Below are 20,131 nucleotides of genomic sequence, written 5' to 3' on the forward strand. Positions count from 1 at the left end.
GTTCGATCCATCAGAACCGTTCGGGCTGAGCTTGTCGAAGCCTCGCGCGGCGCTTTGACAAGCCTGTCCTGAGCCTGTCGAAGGGCTCAGCGTGAACGGACATTTTTTATTGCGGACCGGTATCAGGCGTTGTTGAACGGCTGGTGCTCCAGCAGCACGTTGTGAAAGTCTTCCACCAAGTCTGTGCCTAGCTCTTCGATGGCATCGTCCTCGGCGTCGTAAGCCCACACCACGCGCACGTCGGTGCCGCGCTGTCCGGCTTCGTTGAACAGTGCAAACAGCGAGCGCAGCCCCATGGTGGACGCGCTGTTGATGTATTGCAGCCGCATCTCGGCCTTGAACTGGCTGGGCTTCTGGGTCTCGAAATACGCCTTCAGTGCTTCAAGGATGGGGCTGAAGAAGGGCAGCGGGTTCTCGGGGTAGCACTCGCCTTGCACCACCAGGCGGTGCTCGGCGGGCAGAAAGAGGATTTCTGGTGTGACAGTGGTGCGTTCGGTTTTGATGGCTTGCATGAGGGTGTCCAGAAAGTGGGTGAACAAAGCGAAGTCAGATGCGCGCCTTGACGTGAAAAAGCGCGGTGCGCACGCCGGGGTGGGCCGGGTGGGCTGGGTCTGTGGGGGCGGTGGTGGATGCAAAGCTGTATTCCAGCGGCGCGCTGGAATCGCGGGCAATGGTCAGCAGGCCCAGGCCCGCGCCTTTGCTGATGGGGTCGTCTGCGCTGTGCGTGGGGTTGCGCAGCTGCTCGCGGTAGCTTTGCTTGATTTCTTCCAGGCTCATGGCCCGCACTGCGTTCAACTTCTCGGTCAGGCGGGGCACGAAGTCCACGTCCACCGGGTTGCTGCAGACGATCCAGTAGTGGCCGTGCACCGCCTCGGGGGTGTCTGCCATGTCCTCGCGACCTACGCCAATGGCGCCGCGGGGCGTGGGCAGCGTGCCGTCGGTGGCGGGTGTAGCGGCCGCATAGTGGAGGATGTTCTGCGCCATCTCCACAAACGTGGAAAACAGCTTGCGCTTGGCGGGGCCCGAGGCGTCTTCGGTGGCCAGGCGCGCTTTGAGCGAATCGGCCGCTGCGGCAATCACCGCCGGGGTGAACTCGCCCGCGTAGTAAAACAGCACGCCGCAGTCCTGCGCGCTGGCCTGAAAGCGTTCGAAGTCCGGGCTGTTCATGCCGTCGCCGCCTGTGTGCTGAAGGCCAGCAGCGATACGTCGTCGCGGCGGCGCTGGGTGCCCTGCCATTCGCCAAAGCTGGCCGTGAACGCCGCGCACAGGCTGTGCGCCCGGGCGCCACGGTGGTCCGCCATGAACTGCATGAGCCTGCGCCGCCCGTGGGCAATCTGCTTGGGCCCGCCGATCTGGTCGATCACGCCATCGGTGGGCACCACCACCAGGCTGCGCTCGCCCAGCGGTACGTCCTGTGTGGTCCACATCTGGTCGTCGGCGGTTTCGGCGTAGCCAATACCGGCCTTGTCGCCGTCGATCTGGGCAATGGTGTCTTCGCCCTCACGCGCCACCAGCAGCGACAGGCGGGCGGATGCAAAGCGCAAGCTGCGGCCGTCGGGCGCCAGCAGAAAGATCGCGGCGTCTAGCCCGTCGCTGGACTCCTTTTCAGACCGCACGGTGTTGTCTTCGTCGCCTTCGTTCCCTCGTGCGCGTTGCTGCAGCACGCGCTTGATGTAGCGGTTCATGCCGGTCAGCGTGGCGCCCGGGTCGGTACCGCTGCGCGCGGGGTCGATGGCCTGTTCCAGAAACGACAGCGCAATCAGCGTCATGAATGCGCCCGGCACGCCGTGGCCCGTGCAGTCAAACAGGCAGCCCAGCAGGCCGTCGGGCGTGTGGCGAAAGAAGTACGCATCGCCACCCACCACATCGCGTGGCTCCCACAGCAGACCATGGTCGGGCAGGTGCTGTTGCAGCACGCGGTCGGATTCGGCCAGGTGCGAGCGCTGGATCAGGCTGGCGTAGCTGATGCTGGACAGCAGCTGGCGCGTCTTTTCGGCCTCGATGTCCGACATCGCCTTCATCAGGCCAAAGCCGGTGCCCAGACCCAGGTACTGGCCGTGCGCGGTGGTGATGAACCCGTCTTTGAGCACACGGCCGCCAGCGTCCACCGCGGTTTTGACCAGCAGCTCGATGGGCGTGGCCATATCGACCACCACCGGAGACTTGTCCATAAACGCAATGCAGCTCTTGCGGCCAAACACCTCGCGCGAGAACGGGCGCGCGTACTGCTCCATGAATGCGTTGCGGTTGATCAGCCCGATGGGTCGGCCCTGCTCGACCACCGCCATGGTCTCCAGTGACTCATGGCGCGCGAACAAATCGCGCACGTCTTCGTTGGTGTGCTCGGGCGATACCGCTTCGGTGGGGGATGAAAGGTGCTCGGCCCGGGTGGCGAGCGGGCTGTGCGCGATGTGCAGATCGGCTGCACTGGCAGCGAGGGTGTCGTAGAGCCTGTCGATGTGGGACATGCAAGAACCGGTTGTTACGAGATGCAACCGATTCTTGTTCGCCCGCGTGACGGGGCTGTGACTAGCTACTCTGCAGTGTGATAAAAATCAAAATTCATAGCTGCTAGCGCTTTATGGATAAGCGCTAGAGGCCAATTTGAATCATATTTCTGTGTCTTAACCCCTGGGGAAGGTCACCACGTGGTCGACCTGTGCGCGGATGCCAATCCACTCGCCCAGCGCGTGGTCGTGGTGGCTGGGCACATGGGCCAGCACCGTGTGGCCGCTGGCCAGGCGCAGCGTGTACAAAAACTCCGAGCCCCGAAACGACTTGCGCACGATCTGCGCCTGCACCGGCGCGTGATCGTCGTGCACGATGTCGTCCGCACGCAGCAGCACATCACATTCGCCACCGGGGAAGCTGCTGGGCAGCGGGCATTCCTCCAGGTCGGTCAGGTCGCCCAGCGGCGTCTGCGCTACCACGTTGTTGCCGCGCTGCACCAGCGTGGCAGGGGCGAACACGCCGTGGCCAATGAAGTCGGCCACAAACCGGGTGGCGGGGCGGTGGTACAGCGTGTACGCGTCGTCCCACTGGTGCAGGTGGCCTTCGTTCATCACGCCAATCACGTCGCCAATGGCAAAGGCCTCGAACTGGTCGTGTGTCACAAACAGGGCCGTGGCACCTGCGGCTTTCAGAATGCCACGCACCTCGTGCGCCAGGCGCTCACGCAGGTCCACATCCAGGTTGGAGAAAGGCTCGTCCAGCAGCATGAGCTGGGGGCGCGGCGCCAGGGCACGCGCCAGCGCCACGCGCTGCTGCTGGCCGCCAGAGAGTTCGTGCGGAAAACGGTTTTCGCTGCCTTCCAGCCCCACCAGCTGCAGCACTTCGGCCACACGCGCGGCTTGTTCGGTCCGGGGCAGTTGGTGGATGCCAAAGGCCACATTGCGGCCCACCGACAGGTGCGGGAACAGCGCGTAGTCCTGGAACACCATGCCAATGCGCCGCAGCTCAGGCGGCACGCTCAGCGTGGCACTGCTGACCACACTCTTGGTCAGGCGGATCTCGCCGCCCGTCACCGGCTCCAGCCCCGCCACGGCGCGCAACAAAGTCGTCTTGCCGCAGCCCGAAGGGCCGATCAGCACACCGATATCGCCTGCGTGCAGGCCCAGCGTGACGCCTTCCACCGCCGCGTGGGGGCGGCCTGCGTAGCGCACTTCGAGTTGGGAGACCTCTAGAAACATGCCGTGATTCTAGGTGGGCAGGAGCGAATGCTTAAAATTCGCATTTGCATTCCAGAACGTCGCCCGGCCTGAGCCCGGCCACGGGTGTGCGCTTCCTCCTTTTGCCGAGCCCCTCGCCTTGCGCCGCACGCCTTTTTCTGCCCTCCGCACCATCCCCCTGATCCTGTTCGCAGGTTTTCTGGCACTGCCCGTGCTGGCGGTGCTGGCGTCATGGCTGCCGATAGGTCAGGGCGACGCGCAGGCGGGCGCCATCCTGCGCGAGATGGCGGCCACCGTGTTGCCCGGTTATGTGTGGACCACCTTGTGGCTGAGCGTGCTGGTGGCCCTGGGTGCGGCCATTGTGGGCACGGGCGCGGCGGCGGCGGTGACGCTGTTTGACTTTCCGGGTCGCCGCACGTTTGAATGGCTGCTGCTGCTGCCGCTGGCCATGCCGGCCTATGTCACGGCGTATGCGTACACCGACTTTTTGCAGTTCAGCGGCCCGCTGCAAGTGGGCCTGCGCAACACCTTCGGCCTCGAAGGCCGCCTGCTGCCCGAGGTGCGCAGCCTGGGCGGCGCGGTATGGGTGTTCATCTTTTCGCTCTACCCCTATGTGTACCTGTTGGCGCGCACCGCACTGGGTGAACGCGCGGCCCACCTCATGGAGGCCGCGCGCCTGCTGGGCGCACCGCTGCCGCGCCGCATCCGCGCCGTGGCCTTGCCGCTGGCGCGCCCTGCGGTGGCCGCCGGTGTGGCGCTGGTGCTGATGGAAACGCTGGCCGACTTTGGCGTGGCCAGCTACTTCGGCATTCAGACCTTCACCACGGGCATCTACAAAGCCTGGCTTTCCATGGACAACCGCCTGGCCGCCGCGCAACTGGCCACCATGCTGCTGGTGGTGGTCATGGCATTGCTGCACCTCGAACACCGCGCGCAAAAACGCATGCGTTTTGCCACGGGCGGCGGGCGTGCCGGTTCGGCCGAAGCCCAGCCGCTCGCGCTGCGCGGCGCGCGCCGCTGGGCGGCCTGGGCGGTGTGCACAGTGCCCGTCCTCATGGGATTTGTGGCGCCCGTGCTGTTCATGCTGCGCCCGCTGGCCGCCGACTGGTCGGTGTTGCCCTGGGAGCGATTTATGGAATGGGCCTGGCACAGCGTGCGCCTGGGTGGCATCACCGCCGCGCTGGCCGTGGTGATTGCGCTGGCCCTGGCGTTTGCGGTGCGCCGCCAGCCCGACGCCATCACGCGCGGCGTGGTGCAACTGGCGAGCGTGGGCTACGCCGTGCCGGGTGCCGTCATTGTGGTGGGCTTGCTGCTGCCAGTGGGCTGGCTGCAGGCGGCCATGCCGCAGTGGGGCGTCGGTGCGCTGGTCACCGCCACCGCGTTTGGCATTGTGTGGGCGTACCTGGTGCGGTTCTGCGCAGTGGCCCTGCAGTCCCTGCAGAGCGGCTACGCGCGGATACCGCTCAGCCTGGATGATTCCGCCCGCATGCTCGGCATCAAAAGCCCCGGCCTGATGGCGCGCGTGCACTGGCCGCTGCTCAAACGCTCGACCGCCGCTGCGGCGTTGCTGGTGTTCGTGGACGTGATGAAGGAGCTGCCCGCCACCATGGTGCTGCGCCCTTTCAACAGCGACACCCTGGCCGTAGTGGCCTACCAGCTGGCGCGCGACGAACGCCTGGGCGAGGCGGCCCTGCCGTCATTGGCGCTGGTGGCGGTGGGGCTGGTGCCGGTGATTTTGCTGAGCAGGACGCTGCGCAGCAGGGGCTGACGCGCCGGAAAGCGCGCCGGGTATGTGCGTCCGGTCTGCGCTGTGTTGCAGCGATTGGTGACAGGCTGCGCAGGCCTTCCTGCCTAGTGCGGCAGATAGACGGTCCCGGTGTAGGCCCCTGTGGACGACTGGCTCGGCGGGCGCACGATCAGTGTGCTGTACGACCGGTAGTTGCCGACCTTACTTTCATCCGTCACCCAGACTATCCATGTGATGGGGCGAAGTTTTTCCGCTCCCTCCACCACTGGCCGTCGCACCTCTGCGATCACTTGAAGCGCAAAGAACTGATCGCTGGTGTCGACCTCCACCGTATCACCGGTCAACGTCACCTTGCCAGAGATCAGCAAGGTCTTCAGCGTGTGGGCTCGATCGTCCGTGCGGTTTTGCAGCGACGACGGAAAAGTGCGTAGATCCAGGCGCTCGAACAGCGCCTGAGCCCGGTGGGCCACGCGCGTGCGCGGCAGGGTCGGGTCCACGGTGAACGGTTCACTCGCGATATAGCGGACCGCATCGCACACGAGATATTCGGACTGGATGCTCGCGTTGTTCACGGACTCTTGCGGCGCACTGGTGAGCACCAGGCTTGCATACTCTGCGCAGTTGTTGGCAGACGCACCGTTGTCGAATGCCAGCGGCGTGCGAGGCCGGTACAAGCTGGTCTTCAGGTCTTGCAAGGCCACCCCCAAGTCGGGGTGGGTGACGACCAGTTGAGCGAGGCTGGTGGGAGCGGGCGGTGTGCGATCCGCCGAGTGCGCTGCAGTGTGAAATACAGCTGCGGCAGCCAGCACGGTGTACCAGGGGCTTGTCACTCGGTGTCTCCAGAAAGGCGGGCTGTGGTTCAGCGACTGGCGGGGTTTGCCGGTCTTGCTGGGAGCGTACGTTAGAAATCCTCCGCAAAGTTTCTCGCGGAAAAAGGCCAATCCATCGCTCAGCGTTCAGTGCTTGTTTGTGCCCTGTCATGTCTTCACCTGCAGCTTCACCCCCAACCTGCGCCATCCAATCACCACCCCGGTCACGCTCATCACTGCGCCCCCCAGGCTCAGCACGATGAGCACGATGTCCCACAGCGGCCTGCGCTCCAGCAGGGGCAGCCAGTCCCAACTGTGCAGCATGCCAAACAGCCAGCGGCTGGTGCGGCGGTGGCTGTCGGTGCGGCCCAGCACGGCGCCTGTGTGCGGGTCGATGTGGACCCAGGTGGCCTGCCGGTCGTCGAACACCACGCGCAGCGCAGGCAGGGGCTTTTCGCTGCCGCCGGTCATGGTGTGGGCTGCGCGGTCGTAGTAATGCAAGTCGTAGGCGGTCAATGTCTCGGTGCGCACTACCGCGTGGTGCAGAAGGTGTGTGGCGGCCTCGGACACCGCTCCGGGTTGCCAGGCGTGGGGGGCGGCGGTGGTGGCGTCAAGCAGCGCTGGAGCGCCTGCTGGTGCCTGTGCCAAAACCAGCGTGTGGCCTGCGGCGCGCACCCAGCGCAGCTCGCGCGTGTTGGGCGATGCGGCTGATAGCAGGGCCTGCACCGTGGCGGCCTGCGCTGGCAGCACCAGGGGGCCGCCGTTCATGGCCTGCAGGCGCAACGGCGCGGCGCCGCTGTCAAAAATCTTCCAGGGGTTCATGGACATGAGGCCGCTGAAGATCCAGGTGAAGGTGATGACGGCAAACACCAGCCCGAACACATGGTGCCAGCGCATCATGAAGCCCCGGTACGGCGTGCGTGACCCGGTTTTGTAGCGGCCCGCAAAACGCCAGCGCATCACACCCACCACGGCGCCGGTCACCGTGAGCACGATGCCCGCGATGGACAGCCAGTTGACGATGTCCGTCCAGTAGGGGTTGAACACGTTGCCACGCAATGGGTACAGCCAGTGGATCCATGCGCCCGCGTAGTTCCAGGCGCGCTCCTGCAGCGGCGCGTCGCGCACCACCTCGCCCGTGGTGCCCGATACGTAGACCACGGTGCCAGCGCTGTCGCCCAGGTGCAGGCGGTGCAGCGGGCGGTGCACGTCCAGCGCGCGTGAATGGGTGAAGGCGTCCTCGTCGATCGTGCCCTGGTGCTCGATCTGCAGGTCGGGTTCCTTTGCAAAAGCGCGGGCCGAAGCCATGGCATGCGCGGCATTTATACGCTCCAGTCGGTCGCCTGTGATCGCGTCGATCACGGCGGGCGCGGGTGCCCTGCGCGGTCGCGGGGCGGTGTCACCCGATGCTGCTGCGGGTACGGCCAGGTACACCACGCGCCCACCACTGGCCATGGCCAGGCGCAGGTCCTGCAGCGGGCCTGCGAGACCCGCGCGGCGCAGGGCCTCCGCGGGCTCCAGCACCCGGTCTGAGCCCTGTGTGGAGATACGCAGTGGGGGAAGGCGCTCCAGGCGCTCGGCCTGCGTGAGCTTGGGGTAGCCCACGTACATCATCACCACGCCCGAGATGAACCACATGGCGAAGAATGCGCACAGCAGCACGCCCAGCCAGCGGTGGACGAGGTACAGCCAGCGTTTGGCGTGTTGCATGGCAATGCTCCCGGTCGTGGTCAGAACGCCACGTGCAGCGTGACATCCAGCGTGCGCGGCGCGCCCAGGTAGACCTGGCTGGTGCGCGCTTCAGCGCCGTAGATGCGGTCGGTGGCGTTGCGGATGCGGCCGGTCAACGTGGCGCCCGGTGTGACCTTCCAGGCCAGGCCCAGGTCCAGCAGGGTGTACGACGGCCAGTGCTGCGTGTTGGCAGCGTCGGCATAGGTCTTGCCCACATGGCGCAGCCCGGCGCTGGCCGTGACCGTGGGGGTGACCGCATACGACACCCACAGGTTGGCCACGGTCTGCGGCGTGAAGGTGGGCACTTTGCCCGCCAGCGAGACACCGCCCTGCATGAAGTTTTCATACCGTGCGCGGGTGCGCATGAGGTTGCCCTGCACCTGCCAGCGCGCGTCTGGGCGCAGGCCCACGGCCAGCTCCACGCCACGCGACGATTGCTCGCCCACCAAAAGGGTGACGCCGGGGTTGTTGGGGTCTTGCGAGGAAATGTTGCGCCGAGTGATCTGAAACGCCGCAGCGGTGGCCGTGCCTTTGCCCTCCCAGAAGTCCATCTTGCTGCCCACTTCGACCTGGCGGCCCGTGGTCAGCTCGCTGTTGGTGCGCACATCGCCAAAGGTGGCGGTGGACAGGGAGCCCGACGGTGGGTCGGCCGCCGTGGCCGCCTGGGCGTACAGGTTGGCGTCTGGCGCAAAGTCCCACACCACACCGATGCGGCCCGTGGTGGGGTGGTAGCTGCGGCTGAAACTGGCGGGGTTGGCCGCCGTCACTTCGCGGCGGTTGACCAGGTCCAGCTCCAGGCGTTCGTGGCGCAGCGCGGTGATCAGGTTCACACCGGTAGCTACGCTGGTGCGGTTCTCCAGGTACAGCGCCGTGGTGGTGGTTTTGTTGTCCCGGTCGGGGCGGAACCCGGGTGCCATGCCGGGGATGTCAAAGAAATTCTCGGTGCTGAACTGGTAAGGGTTGACCGTGCTCACCGTCACGCCCAGGCTGTTTGGGAAGCGCGTTTGCCGGTTCACGCTCACATCCAGACCAAACGCCCAGTCGCTTTTGCGGCCCGCCAGCGTGCCCTGGTAGGTGCCTTCCATCCGGTCGCCCATCACCTGCTGGTCGTGGCGTTGCAGCAAGACACCGGTGCGTGCTACGGCCGTGTTGTTGGCGTTGAAGCGGTAGGTCTCCACATTGCGGTAGTCGCGCAGCGCGTCGTACACATACAACGTGTTGCGCCACTGCAGCGCGTCGGACACGCGCCACTGCGCTACCGAGCGCAACCAGTGCACACGGTGCGCGTACATGCCGTCGGCGCTGTTGTAGTTTTTGAACCGGGTTGCCTCGTCGATGCGCTGGGCGCCGCCCGCGGGGTTGAGCACCGGCGTGCCCCAGTAGGGGCGGTCCACATGGTCCTTTTGGTATTCGTAAGCCAGCGTGTGCGAGAAACCGCCGCCCAGGTCCGACAGCAGCGAGGTGGCGAGCTGGGTCGACTGGGCGCGCGTGCCTTCGGTCCAACTGCCTGCGTTGCGGTGGTTCAGGTCCAGCCGCACAAAGTGGGATGGGCCTGGCGCGCCTGCAGTGCCAGCGATGCGCCGGTTCAGGCCCACCGAGGCTTCCTTGAGGTCGTAGGAGCCCAGGCGCAGTTGCGCTTCCGAGAAGTCGCTGCGCTCGGCGGTCTTGGTGATGTAGTTCAGCGAGCCCCCCACGCCGCCCGAGCCGTACAGAAAACTGGATGCCCCACCGATGGCCTCCACGCGGTCGTAGATCCAGCTGTCCACCGCGCGCGTGGCGCTGCCGTAGTGCACGGTGATGCCGTTGTAGAGCTGGGTGACCGAGTTGCCGGTAAAGCCCCGGTAGCTGGCCGCCATGGAGCCCGGCGCATTGTGCGCCGACACGCCCGGGATGGCGCGCAGGATCTCCTGCGTGTCCTGCGCGCCGCGCGCATCGATGGTGGCGCGGTCCACCACTGTGACGGACGCGGGTGTCTCGCGCGCGGTCAGGCCCAGGCGGCTGCCGGTTTCTACGGGGGTATCAAGGTGGAGCTTGCCGTTGGCCGATGGTGCGGGCTCCACCACGTCCACGGTTTGCAGCGTGGGGGCCGCCGGTGTCTGGGTGTGGCCCGCAAGCGGCACCAGTGCCAGTGTGGCCAGCACGCTGGCGCAAAGGGGGGAAAGTGAGGAAAGTGGAAACGCTGGGCGCAAAGCAGGCGCGCAAGCAGGCGGTGCCGCAGCGCGGCGCAGGGAAGTACGGGACATGAAAAGCTCTCGAACAGACGGCGGCGCCCGCAGCGTGGCGCGCTGTCTTTCACACAGACATGGGAAATGCAGCATCCGCCCACCAGGATTCAGGGCGATTTGGGCGCTGCGTGGCGTGTCAGTTCAAGAGCGTGTGGGAGGCCCGCGCGCGGGCAGTGGGGCTGCGGTGGCCGCCGCAATGCGCGCGGCCTCGACGGGCTGCACCGCATGTGCCAGTGGGTGGCGCGGCAGGAGGGATGCCTCAGGTGCCGGGGGCGGTGCACCGGGGGTGGCGCACAAAGGGCAGTCCATGCCCGTCGCGCTCATTTCTACCGTGCCATCGTCCGTTTGTACCAGCAGCTTGATGGTGCCGGCACCTGAGCAGATCACTTCGATGGACTGCGGGTTGACCAGCGGGGATGCGATGGCGACACCCATCGACGCCATGAACCAAGCGAGCACCCAAAGGCGCAGCGCAGAGAAGGTTCGGGTGGCAGACATGGGGCGCGATGATAGCTTGAGGGATGTCCTCGGGCGGCGTGTTGCCCAAGGTTGGAGCGGGTCTGGCCGTGGGCAGCATCAGAGTGCTGTGGTACCAATTGCTATTAAAAATATAGCTGCTATCGCTTATTCCATAAGCGCTAGCAGCCAATTTGACTTAATTTTTGATGCAGAGCCTGCTGTGGCTCGGAACGCCTGGGTTCAGGCCTGCGTGTACGCCGTCTTCACCGTGGTGTAGAACTCCGCCGCATAACGCCCCTGCTCACGCGAACCGTAGCTGCTGCTCTTGCGGCCGCCAAACGGCACGTGGTAGTCCACGCCCGCCGTGGGCAGGTTCACCATCACCATGCCCGCTTGCGCGTGGCGCTTGAAGTGTGTGGCGTGCTTGAGGCTGGTGGTGGCGATGCCACTGGCCAGGCCAAACTGCGTGTCGTTGGCCAGGGCCAGCGCTTCGTCATAGTTCTTCACGCGCAGCACGCTGACCACGGGGCCAAAGATTTCTTCGCGGTTGATGCGCATCTGCGCCGTGGTGTCGGTGAACAGCGCGGGGCGCATGTAGTAGCCGGGGGCACCATCGGCGTTGGTGGCCAGGGCCTCGCCGCCGTAGGCCAGGGTGGCGCCTTCCTGCTGGCCGATGCCGACATATTCCAGGTCTTGCGCCAGCTGGCGGTCGTCCACCACGGGGCCGATGTCGGTGCCAGCCTTGCGGGCGTCGTCTACCTTCAGGGTCTTCATCTTTTCGATCATGGCGGCCACGAAGCGGTCGTGGATGCCTTCGGTCACGATCAGGCGGCTGCTGGCAGTGCAGCGCTGGCCGGTCGAGAAAAAGCCACTGTTGACGGCAGCGCCCACGGCCACGCTCAGGTCGGCGTCGTCCAGCACCACAAACGGGTTCTTGCCGCCCATCTCCAGCTGCACCTTGGCGCCGCGCGGCACGCAGGCTGCGGCCACGCGCTGGCCGGTGCCGACCGAGCCGGTAAAGCTCACGCCTGCGATGCGCTCGTCTTCCAGCAGCACCTGGCCCACTTCAGAGCCACGGCCCATCACCAGGTTGAACACACCGGCTGGCAGGCCCGCACGGTGCAGGATGTCGGCCAGCGCCCAGGCGGAGCCGGGCACCACTTCGGCGGGCTTGAATACCACGCAGTTGCCGTACGCCAGCGCCGGGGCGATCTTCCAGGCCGGGATGGCGATGGGGAAGTTCCACGGCGTGATGATGCCGATGGTGCCCAGCGGCTCGCGCGTGATCTCGATGCCCACGCCGGGGCGCACGGACGGGACCAGCTCGCCGCCGGGGCGCAGGGCCTCGCCCGCAAAGAACTTGAAGATGGCGGCCGCACGGCCGACTTCGCCAATGGCCTCGGGCAGGGTCTTGCCCTCTTCGCGGGCCAGCAGGTCGCCCAGCTCGGCCTTGCGCGCGATGATTTCGTTGCCCACGGCATCGAGGATGTCAAAACGCTGCTGCGGTGTGGACAGGCTCCAGGCCGGGAAGGCTGCGTGGGCGGCCGACACGGCCTCCAGCGCCTGTTCGCGGCTGGCCACGGCGTAGTCGCCGATCACGTCGCGCGTGTCCGAAGGGTTGGTGTTGCGGTATTCGCGGACGCCTTCGGTCCAGGTTCCGCCAATCAGGTTTGCATGCATAGGAGGGCTCGTTCAGTGGAGTGGTTGAAAGGAAGCGCGGGCATTGAGTGAAACCCCGCAAGGCCGACGGCAAACGCGGTCAAAAGGGCGAGGCGACATGGTCAGTGCTCGGGGGCGCCACCGGTGCAGTGCGCCGGAAAGCGGTCAGCGAGAGGGCGGCGCATTGTTGTATGTCATCGTACAACATAAACACAAAACAGCGCTTGCGGGTATCTACTGATAGGACAAGTGGCTTTGCTGTTGCGACGGGGCTGGTGGCTCGCATCGTCCCGGCGCCCCTCGTCTGTCCGGTCTGGCGCGCTGGGGCCTGTTCAGCCTGCTTCGGCCTGCGCGCGGCGGCGGCGTTCGCGGCTGTTGGCCAAGTGGGTGCGCATGGCGGCGCGGGCGGCGTCCGGGTCCTGCCCCACGATGGCGTCATAGATGCTCTCGTGCTCGCCGTTCACGCGCCGCAAATACTGGCGGCGTTCGTCGTTCAGGGCGTCCGTGGCATCCAGCCGGGCGCGGGGAATGATCATCGTGCCCAGCGTGCCCATGAGTTCGGCAAAGTGGCTGTTCTGCGTGGCGCGCGCAATCTCCAGATGAAACTGAAAATCGGCCGCCACGGCATCGCGGCCTGCGTCCACGGCAGAGGCCACGGCGTTCAGCGCCTCGCGCATGGCGTGGACGTTGGCCTCTGTGCGGCGCTGGGCGGCCAGGGCGGCGGCTTCGGTTTCGACACCAATGCGCAGTTCCAGCACCGCAATCACGTCGCGCAGCGTGCTGACCTGGTCTGCAGAAATCTTGAAGCCCGGCGCCTGGCCCAGGCCCAGCACAAAGGTGCCGATGCCGTGCCGCGTCTCCACCAGCCCAGAGGCTTGCAGCTTGGAAATGGCCTCGCGCACCACCGTGCGGCTGACGCTGAACTCGCCCATGATGGCGGCCTCGGTGGGCAGTTTGTCCCCAAGGGCCAGGCGGCCGTCGCGGATGCGGTCGCCCAGGGATTCGACCAGCTCCAGGGCCAGGGTGCGGGGCTTGCGGCGAAGCACGGTTTCGGTGTTCATTTCTTGGTGTTATCCCTATGGGGCGGCCGGGGCAGAAGGGGTACATTGCGTCGTCGTTGTACGACAACTGATGACGTGCAACCCAATGTATCGCCACTGTACCAAGAACCTCTGTGATTGCCATGCCCTGTCACCCGACGCCGATCCGATTTGAACGACTTTTGCTGACCGGAGCCGCCGGTGGGTTGGGTCGCGAGCTGCGCACGCGCCTGAAGGCCTATTGCACCACCCTGCGGCTGTCTGACATTGCGGAACTGGGCGAAGCAGCAGCGGGCGAAGAAGTGCGCCCAGCGCGCCTCGAAGATGCGGGCGCAATGTTGAACCTGCTGGAAGGCGTGGATGCCGTGGTGCACCTGGGGGGGGTGTCCACCGAGCAACCCTGGGAACCCATCCTGCAGGCCAACATCGTCGGCGCATACAACCTGTATGAAGCTGCGCGCAAGCAGGGTGTGAAGCGTGTGGTGTTCGCCAGCAGCAACCACGTCACCGGCTTCTACCGCCAGGACGAGGTCGTGGGCCTCAAGGACCCGGCGCGGCCTGACGGCCTGTACGGCCTGTCCAAGGCGTTTGGCGAAGACCTCTCCCGTTTCTATTTCGACCGCTACGGCATCGAGACCGTGTGCCTGCGCATCGGCTCCTCGTTCCCCGAACCGCGCAACCGCCGCATGCTCGCCACCTGGATGAGCTACGACGACCTGGAACGCCTGGTGGTCGCCAGCCTGACCGCGCCGGTCGTGGGCCACAGCACCATCTACGGCATGGGCGACAACACCACCACCTGGTGGGACAACACGCTGGCCCGCCACATTGGCTACCGCCCGCAAGACAGCTCCGAGCCCTTCCGCGCCAAGGTGGAGGCGGCCGACCCCGCACCGGACCTGAAGGATCCTGCGGTGATTTTTCAGGGCGGTCCGTTCGTTCGCACCGGTCCTTTCGAATGAGCGCGCAGATGAAGCCTCAGATGGAATTGCTGCTGCCCGACCACCGCGACCAGGTGGGCGAAAGTCCGGTGTGGAGCCCTGCCGAGCAGGCGCTCTACTGGGTGGACATCGAAGGCCACAAGCTGCACCGCTGGACCTATGCGGACCAGCAAGTGCAAAGCTGGGACACCGCAGAGCGCCCCGCCTGCATCGCCCTGCATGCGGCAGGCGGCCTGATCGCCGGCATGGACACCGGCGTGTTCCACCTGCAGCCCCCGGCCAGCGGTACGCTGGCTGCCTCGCAGCCTGTGGGCGGCACCCTGGCCGCCACGTTGCTGGCCGGGGTGGATCACCCCCAGCCCGGCATGCGCTTTAACGACGGCCGCTGTGACCGCCAGGGCCGCTTCTGGGCGGGCACCATGGTGCGCGACATGTCGCTGGCGCAAGCCTCTGGCAACTTGTACCGCATGGACGCACAACGTGGCCTGTCGGCACCGCAAGTGCAGGGCCTGGTCACGCAAAACGGCCTGGGCTTCAGCCCCGACGGCCAAACCATGTACCTGAGCGACAGCCACCCCAGCGTGCAGCAGATCTGGCAGCTGCCGCTGCACGACGATGGGTCGCTGGGCGAACGCTCGCTGTTCGTGGACATGCGCGACTTGCCCGGTCGGCCCGACGGCGGTGCGGTGGATGCCGACGGCTGCTACTGGATCTGCGGCAATGACGCTGGCGTGGTGCACCGCTTCACCCCCGACGGACGCCTGGACCGGTCCATCGCCGTGCCCACCAGCAAGCCCTCGATGTGCAGCTTCGGCGGCCCGGGGCTGGATGTGCTGTTCATCACCTCCATCCGCCCCGGACAGCCGCAGGGCGACGACGTGGCGCTGGGCGGCGCCCTCTTTGCCACCCGGCCCGGTGTGGCGGGATTGCCAGAAACACCTTATCGGAGCGCCTGAAGACAACAGGCCCCGGAACTCTCCCCATTCACAACACTTCAACCCAGGAGACAACCATGAAAATCCCCCATCTGTTTGGCCGCGTCGCATTGGCTGCCAGCGTCCTGTTCGGCGGTCTGGCTGCGCAAGCCACCGAATTCCGCTCGTCCGACATCCACCCCGAGGACTACCCCACCGTGCTGGCCGTGCGCCACATGGGCGAGACGCTGTCCAAGGCCACGGGCGGCAAGCACAGCATCAAGGTCTACGCCAAGGGGTCGCTCGGCATCGAGAAGGACACCATCGAGCAGACCAAGCTGGGTGCGATTGCCATGACGCGCGTGAACGTCGCGCCCATGAACAACATCTGTGCCTCCACCATGGTGCCCACCATGCCCTTCCTGTTCCGCGACAAAGAGCACATGCGCAAGGTGCTCGACGGCGCGATTGGCGACGAGATCCTGAAGGACTGCGAAGCCCAGGGCTTTGTGGGCCTGGCCTTCTACGACAGCGGCGCGCGCTCGATCTACACCGTCAAGAAGCCCATCACCACCCTGGCCGACGTCAAGGGCCTGAAGGTGCGCGTGCAGCAGAGCGACCTGTGGGTGTCCCTGCTCGAAGCCATGGGCGCCAACGCCACCCCCATGCCTTTTGGCGAGGTCTACACCGCGCTCAAGACCGGCCTGGTGGACGCTGCCGAGAACAACTACCCCAGCTACGAAAGCTCGCGCCACTTTGAAGTCGCCAAGTACTTCAACAAGACCGAGCACTCGATGGCGCCCGAAATCCTGTTGTTCAGCAAGCGCGTGTGGGACACCCTGAGCGCCGATGAGCAAAAGGCCATCCGTGCTGCCGCCAAGGAATCCGTGGGCTTCATGCGCAAGATCTGGGACGAGCGTGAAGAAAAGTCCCTGGCCACGGTGAAGGCTGCGGGTGCGCAGATCGTTGAGATCGACAAGGTTGCCTTCAAAACCGCGATGAAGCCGGTGTACGACAAGTTCCTGAAGGACCCCAAGCTCCAGGACATGGTCAAGCGCATCGACGCGGTGAAGTAAGAGCTAAGCAAAAGTCTCCGTACAGCGGGCGGCAAGGGGCGTGGCCCCACCGCCTGCCCTTCTTTCTGGTTGTTTTGAATGTTCACTATGTACACGCGACTTTGCGCCTTCGTGGCGCGCACTTGCCTGCAGCTCGGGGTGGCAGGGCTGGTGCTGCTGGTATGCGCGGTGCTCTACCAGGTCATCGGCCGCTATGTGTTCAATAACACCCCCACCTGGGCCGAGAGCGGCGCGGTGCTGCTGGTGCTCTACGTCACCATGCTGGGCATGGCGGTCGGCGTGCGCGACGCGGGCCACATTGGCCTCGAATCGTTTCTGGTGCTCGCGCCCGACTGGCTGCGCCACAGGCTCGAACTGCTGATTCACGCGCTGGTGCTGCTGTTCGGCCTGGTCATGGCCTGGAACTGCGGCGTGCTGGCCGAGTCCGTGGCGCCCTACAAGATTCCCACGCTCGGCATTTCCGAAGCGTTCAAGTACGTTCCCCCCGCGCTCGCTGGCGTTCTGGTGGCGATGTTCTCCCTGGAGCACATCATCGCCCTGGTGCGCGGCACAGAGGTCGAGCCCGCCTGGAATTGAGATGAAGAACACCCCCCACACGCCTTGCGGCGCCCGGTGCTGGCCGCCAGAGGCGGCAGCTCTTCAGGCCGTCCAAGCCTGCACATGCAGGCTTGGAGCCGCGGCCCTCAGCCCCCGCTCTCGCACGGCTGCGCCATGCGGGCAGGGGGACGCAGCCCTCGCGGCGGGGCGGCCCTGGCTCGGCTGCCCTGGGCCGCGCCCGCCTCATGCGCAGCGCCCCGTGGACGATCGAAGCATTCCCTGCATATCGCCCAGCACCCTAACGTTCCTGTAAAGATTCCACCATCATGGCGTTGACCATTCTGTGCGTGACCTTCACGCTTCTGCTGCTGCTGGGCGTGCCCGTGGCCTTTTCCATCGGCCTTTCGTCGCTGGCCACCATCCTGTACGAAGGTCTGCCGCTGGCGGTGGGCTTCCAGCAGATGATTTCGGGCATGAACCCGTTCTCGTTCCTGGCGATTCCGTTCTTTATCTTTGCGGGCGAAATCATGATGTACGGCGGCATTGCCGACCGCATCGTGGTGTTCGCCAAGAGCGTGGCGGGCCACGTGCGCGGCGGGCTGGGTATGAGCAACGTGCTCGCCTGCACGCTGTTCGGCGGCGTCTCGGGTTCGCCCGTGGCCGACGTGTCTGCGATGGGCGCCGTGCTCATCCCGCAGATGAAGAAAGAGGGCTACCACGCCGACTACGCGGTGAACGTGACCACGCACGCCTCGCTGGTGGGCGCGCTCATGCCCACGTCGCACAACCTGATCATCTTCACGCTGGCCGCTGGCGGCAAGGTGAGCATTGCGGCGCTGATCCTGGCCGGTATCGTGCCCGCGCTGCTGCTGACCATCTGCAACCTGTTGGCTGCCTATCTGGTGGCCGTCAAGCGCGGCTACCCTGCGGGCACTTTCCCCGGCTGGGAGATTGTGTGGATCTCGTTCAGGGCGTCGGTCCCGGGCCTGGCGGTGGTGGTCATCATCATTGTGGGTATCTTGTCGGGGGCGTTCACGGCGACAGAGTCCGCCTCGGTGGCCGTGATATGGGCGTTGTTGCTCTCTGTCTTCGTCTACAAGAAGCTCACGCGCGAGCAGTTCCTGAAAGCCGCCGCCAAGGCCGTCAAGACCACGGGCACCGTGCTGCTGCTGATCGGCATCTCGTCGATGTTCGGCTACCTGATCGGCCTGTACGGCGTGGCGGAACTCACGGGCGATACCCTCAAGTCCATGACCACGTCGCCCTGGGTCATCTTCCTGTGCGTGAACATCATCTTGTTCATCCTGGGCACGTTCCTCGACATGGCGGCCACCATCCTCATCTGCACGCCCATCTTTTTGCCCATCTGCCAGCAGTTCGGCATGAGCACGGAGCAGTTCGGCATCGTGATCCTGATCAACTGCGCGCTGGGCCTGAACACGCCACCCGTGGGCACCACACAGTTCATTGGCTGCACCATCGGAGGCATCTCAGTGGGTGAGGTGATGAGAACCATCTGGCCGTTTTACAGCGCGCTCATCGTGGCGCTGATGCTGGTGACCTACGTACCGCAGTTCTCGATGTGGCTCCCCGATCTGGTTCTGAAGAGTGGTGGGTGAAGCGCAGGGCCCGGTGGCAACACCGGGCCCCTCGTGGCTTACCCGCTGCATGACAACGAAAGCGGTGCCGCGTCTCTGCGCCACGGTGGTTTGAGATGTGTAAAAAAAGTGAAGTGAACTGACCCCATGCGAGAACCCCTCACCATCCGCATGCATGCGGACGACAACGTCGCCATCGTCGCCAACGACGGTGGCTTGCCTGCTGGCACCGTGTTGCCGCAAGGCGTACCCGGCGCGGGTGTCACTCTGCGCGACAAGGTGCCCCAGGGCCACAAGGTGGCGCTGTCGGACATGGCCGAAGGCGACGTGGTGCGCCGCTACAACGTGCCCATCGGCTATGCGCTCAAAGCCATTCCGGCGGGCAGCTGGGTGCACGAGCGCCTGCTGCAGATGCCCTCGGCCCGCGCGCTGGAAGGCCTGCCCATGGCCACCGTCACGCCGCCCGTGCTGGAGCCTTTGACGGGCTACACGTTTGAGGGCTACCGCAACGCCGATGGCTCGGTGGGCACGCGCAACATCCTGGCCATCACCACCACCGTGCAATGCGTGGCGGGCGTGGTGGCCCTGGCGGTGCGCCGCATCAAGAACGAGCTGCTGCCGTTGTACCCGCAGGTCGACGACGTCATTGGCCTGGAGCACACCTACGGCTGCGGCGTAGCCATTGATGCGCCCGACGCCATCATCCCCATCCGCACCCTGCGCAACATCAGCCTCAACCCCAACTTTGGCGGTGAGGTCATGGTGGTCAGCCTGGGCTGCGAGAAGCTGCAGCCCGACCGCCTGCTGCCCCCGGGCAGCTTTCCCATCACCGACGAACGCGATGCGGCCCTGGGCCCCGAGACCGTGTGCCTGCAGGCCGACGAGCATGTGGGTTTCATGTCCATGCTCGACCACATCGTGCAAAGTGCGAAGCCCCACCTGGAGCGGCTGAACGCCCGCCGCCGCGAAACCCTGCCCGCCAGCGAACTGGTGCTGGGCGTGCAGTGCGGCGGCAGCGATGCGTTCTCGGGCGTCACCGCCAACCCGGCCGTGGGCTTTTGTGCCGACCTGCTGGTGCGTGCGGGCGCCACGGTGATGTTCAGCGAGAACACCGAGGTGCGCGATGCGGTCGAGCAGCTCACCAGCCGCGCCGCCACGCCCGAAGTGGCCCAGGCCATCGTGCGCGAACTGGGCTGGTACGACCAGTACCTCGACCGAGGCCGCGTGGACCGCGCCGCCAACACCACGCCGGGCAACAAGGCGGGTGGTCTGTCCAACATCGCCGAAAAGGCCATGGGTTCCATCATCAAGAGCGGCACCGCGCCCATTGCGCACGTGCTGGCCCCGGGCGAGAAGCTGCGCCGCGACCAGCGTGGTCTGGTCTATGCCGCCACGCCCGCCAGCGACTTCATCTGCGGCACGCTGCAGCTGGCCGCCGGCATGAACCTGCATGTGTTCACCACCGGCCGGGGCACGCCCTACGGCTTGGCCGAATGTCCCGTGGTCAAGGTGGCCACGCGCACCGACCTGGCGCGCCGCTGGCATGATCTGATGGACATCAACGCAGGCAAGATTGCCGACGGCGAAGCGACCATTGAAGACCTGGGCTGGGAGATGTTCCACCTGCTGCTCGACGTGGCAAGTGGTCGCAAGAAGACCTGGGCCGAGCAGTGGAAGCTGCACAACGCCTTGGTGTTGTTCAATCCCGCTCCGGTGACTTGATGGGA

17 protein-coding genes are annotated in these 20,131 nt (G+C 65.8%); 7 read left to right on the top strand and 10 right to left on the bottom strand.

Features of this window, described 5'->3' with window-relative positions:
• Positions 1-122: 122 nt before the first annotated feature.
• The 4 genes from ACK41V_RS01995 to ACK41V_RS02010 form a co-directional block, all read right to left on the bottom strand.
• Entirely contained in the window at positions 123-512 is a 390-nt protein-coding gene (locus tag ACK41V_RS01995; RefSeq protein ID WP_409777069.1) for a DUF1987 domain-containing protein, read from the bottom strand.
• Between the two features lie 34 nt (positions 513-546).
• The gene (locus ACK41V_RS02000; RefSeq protein WP_409777072.1) at positions 547-1,167 is read right to left on the bottom strand and encodes a SiaB family protein kinase; all 621 of its coding nucleotides are present in this window, start codon (positions 1,165-1,167) and stop codon (positions 547-549) included.
• Positions 1,164-2,468: a SpoIIE family protein phosphatase gene (locus ACK41V_RS02005; protein ID WP_409777075.1), complete on the bottom strand. Its 1,305-nt coding sequence runs from the start codon at positions 2,466-2,468 to the stop codon at positions 1,164-1,166. Before ACK41V_RS02005 ends, ACK41V_RS02000 begins: the two co-directional genes overlap by 4 nt.
• Positions 2,469-2,624: 156 nt before the next feature.
• Entirely contained in the window at positions 2,625-3,689 is a 1,065-nt protein-coding gene (locus ACK41V_RS02010; RefSeq protein WP_409777078.1) for an ABC transporter ATP-binding protein, read from the bottom strand.
• Between the two features lie 118 nt (positions 3,690-3,807).
• Between ACK41V_RS02010 and ACK41V_RS02015 the strand changes: the two genes are divergently transcribed.
• Positions 3,808-5,436, top strand: a complete 1,629-nt coding sequence (locus tag ACK41V_RS02015; protein WP_409777081.1) for an ABC transporter permease — start codon at positions 3,808-3,810, stop codon at positions 5,434-5,436.
• 83 nt (positions 5,437-5,519) lie between these two features.
• Here the strand turns inward: ACK41V_RS02015 and ACK41V_RS02020 are convergent, their stop codons facing one another.
• The 6 genes from ACK41V_RS02020 to ACK41V_RS02045 form a co-directional block, all read right to left on the bottom strand.
• Entirely contained in the window at positions 5,520-6,245 is a 726-nt protein-coding gene (locus tag ACK41V_RS02020) for a hypothetical protein (protein ID WP_409777084.1), read from the bottom strand.
• 147 nt (positions 6,246-6,392) lie between these two features.
• A complete protein-coding gene (locus ACK41V_RS02025) occupies positions 6,393-7,934 on the bottom strand; it encodes a PepSY domain-containing protein (RefSeq protein ID WP_409777087.1) in 1,542 nt (513 codons plus the stop codon).
• A 20-nt stretch (positions 7,935-7,954) separates the two neighbouring features.
• Positions 7,955-10,198, bottom strand: a complete 2,244-nt coding sequence (locus ACK41V_RS02030; RefSeq protein WP_409777090.1) for a TonB-dependent receptor — start codon at positions 10,196-10,198, stop codon at positions 7,955-7,957.
• Between the two features lie 123 nt (positions 10,199-10,321).
• On the bottom strand, positions 10,322-10,678 hold the full coding sequence (locus ACK41V_RS02035; protein WP_409777092.1) for a DUF2946 family protein: 357 nt from the start codon (positions 10,676-10,678) through the stop codon (positions 10,322-10,324).
• Positions 10,679-10,879: 201 nt separating this feature from the next.
• Positions 10,880-12,319, bottom strand: coding sequence for an aldehyde dehydrogenase family protein (locus ACK41V_RS02040; RefSeq protein WP_409777095.1), 1,440 nt, complete (start codon positions 12,317-12,319; stop codon positions 10,880-10,882).
• A 311-nt stretch (positions 12,320-12,630) separates the two neighbouring features.
• A complete protein-coding gene (locus ACK41V_RS02045; RefSeq protein ID WP_409777098.1) occupies positions 12,631-13,359 on the bottom strand; it encodes a FadR/GntR family transcriptional regulator in 729 nt (242 codons plus the stop codon).
• Positions 13,360-13,481: 122 nt separating this feature from the next.
• On the opposite strand from ACK41V_RS02045, the gene ACK41V_RS02050 reads away from it, so the two are divergent.
• The 6 genes from ACK41V_RS02050 (at position 13,482) to garD (ending at position 20,126) form a co-directional block, all read left to right on the top strand.
• Entirely contained in the window at positions 13,482-14,300 is an 819-nt protein-coding gene (locus ACK41V_RS02050) for an NAD-dependent epimerase/dehydratase family protein (RefSeq protein WP_409777101.1), read from the top strand.
• Between the two features lie 8 nt (positions 14,301-14,308).
• The gene (locus tag ACK41V_RS02055; protein ID WP_409777104.1) at positions 14,309-15,235 is read left to right on the top strand and encodes an SMP-30/gluconolactonase/LRE family protein; all 927 of its coding nucleotides are present in this window, start codon (positions 14,309-14,311) and stop codon (positions 15,233-15,235) included.
• A 56-nt stretch (positions 15,236-15,291) separates the two neighbouring features.
• Entirely contained in the window at positions 15,292-16,269 is a 978-nt protein-coding gene (locus ACK41V_RS02060; RefSeq protein WP_409777107.1) for a TRAP transporter substrate-binding protein, read from the top strand.
• 87 nt (positions 16,270-16,356) lie between these two features.
• Entirely contained in the window at positions 16,357-16,845 is a 489-nt protein-coding gene (locus ACK41V_RS02065; RefSeq protein ID WP_409777110.1) for a TRAP transporter small permease, read from the top strand.
• 287 nt (positions 16,846-17,132) lie between these two features.
• The gene (locus ACK41V_RS02070; RefSeq protein ID WP_409777113.1) at positions 17,133-18,425 is read left to right on the top strand and encodes a TRAP transporter large permease; all 1,293 of its coding nucleotides are present in this window, start codon (positions 17,133-17,135) and stop codon (positions 18,423-18,425) included.
• A gap of 126 nt (positions 18,426-18,551) precedes the next feature.
• Positions 18,552-20,126, top strand: a complete 1,575-nt coding sequence (gene garD / locus ACK41V_RS02075) for a galactarate dehydratase (RefSeq protein WP_409777116.1) — start codon at positions 18,552-18,554, stop codon at positions 20,124-20,126.
• The last annotated feature ends 5 nt before the right edge of the window (positions 20,127-20,131 follow it).

The sequence above is a fragment of the Acidovorax sp. genome, from assembly GCF_046291265.1.
Lineage (GTDB): Bacteria > Pseudomonadota > Gammaproteobacteria > Burkholderiales > Burkholderiaceae_C > Acidovorax.

Excerpts from the sequence above, each read along its gene's own strand:
- ACK41V_RS02035 (WP_409777092.1), bottom strand. The coding sequence starts at position 10,678 with ATGTCTGCCACCCGAACCTTCTCTGCGCTGCGCCTTTGGGTGCTCGCT.
- ACK41V_RS02050 (WP_409777101.1), top strand. The coding sequence starts at position 13,482 with ATGCCCTGTCACCCGACGCCGATCCGATTTGAACGACTTTTGCTGACC.
- ACK41V_RS02065 (WP_409777110.1), top strand. The coding sequence starts at position 16,357 with ATGTACACGCGACTTTGCGCCTTCGTGGCGCGCACTTGCCTGCAGCTC.
- ACK41V_RS02055 (WP_409777104.1), top strand. The coding sequence starts at position 14,309 with ATGAAGCCTCAGATGGAATTGCTGCTGCCCGACCACCGCGACCAGGTG.
- ACK41V_RS02060 (WP_409777107.1), top strand. The coding sequence starts at position 15,292 with ATGAAAATCCCCCATCTGTTTGGCCGCGTCGCATTGGCTGCCAGCGTC.
- ACK41V_RS02030 (WP_409777090.1), bottom strand. The coding sequence starts at position 10,198 with ATGTCCCGTACTTCCCTGCGCCGCGCTGCGGCACCGCCTGCTTGCGCG.
- ACK41V_RS02045 (WP_409777098.1), bottom strand. The coding sequence starts at position 13,359 with ATGAACACCGAAACCGTGCTTCGCCGCAAGCCCCGCACCCTGGCCCTG.
- ACK41V_RS02010 (WP_409777078.1), bottom strand. The coding sequence starts at position 3,689 with ATGTTTCTAGAGGTCTCCCAACTCGAAGTGCGCTACGCAGGCCGCCCC.
- ACK41V_RS02040 (WP_409777095.1), bottom strand. The coding sequence starts at position 12,319 with ATGCATGCAAACCTGATTGGCGGAACCTGGACCGAAGGCGTCCGCGAA.
- ACK41V_RS02070 (WP_409777113.1), top strand. The coding sequence starts at position 17,133 with ATGGCGTTGACCATTCTGTGCGTGACCTTCACGCTTCTGCTGCTGCTG.
- ACK41V_RS02000 (WP_409777072.1), bottom strand. The coding sequence starts at position 1,167 with ATGAACAGCCCGGACTTCGAACGCTTTCAGGCCAGCGCGCAGGACTGC.
- ACK41V_RS02025 (WP_409777087.1), bottom strand. The coding sequence starts at position 7,934 with ATGCAACACGCCAAACGCTGGCTGTACCTCGTCCACCGCTGGCTGGGC.
- ACK41V_RS01995 (WP_409777069.1), bottom strand. The coding sequence starts at position 512 with ATGCAAGCCATCAAAACCGAACGCACCACTGTCACACCAGAAATCCTC.
- garD (WP_409777116.1), top strand. The coding sequence starts at position 18,552 with ATGCGAGAACCCCTCACCATCCGCATGCATGCGGACGACAACGTCGCC.
- ACK41V_RS02005 (WP_409777075.1), bottom strand. The coding sequence starts at position 2,468 with ATGTCCCACATCGACAGGCTCTACGACACCCTCGCTGCCAGTGCAGCC.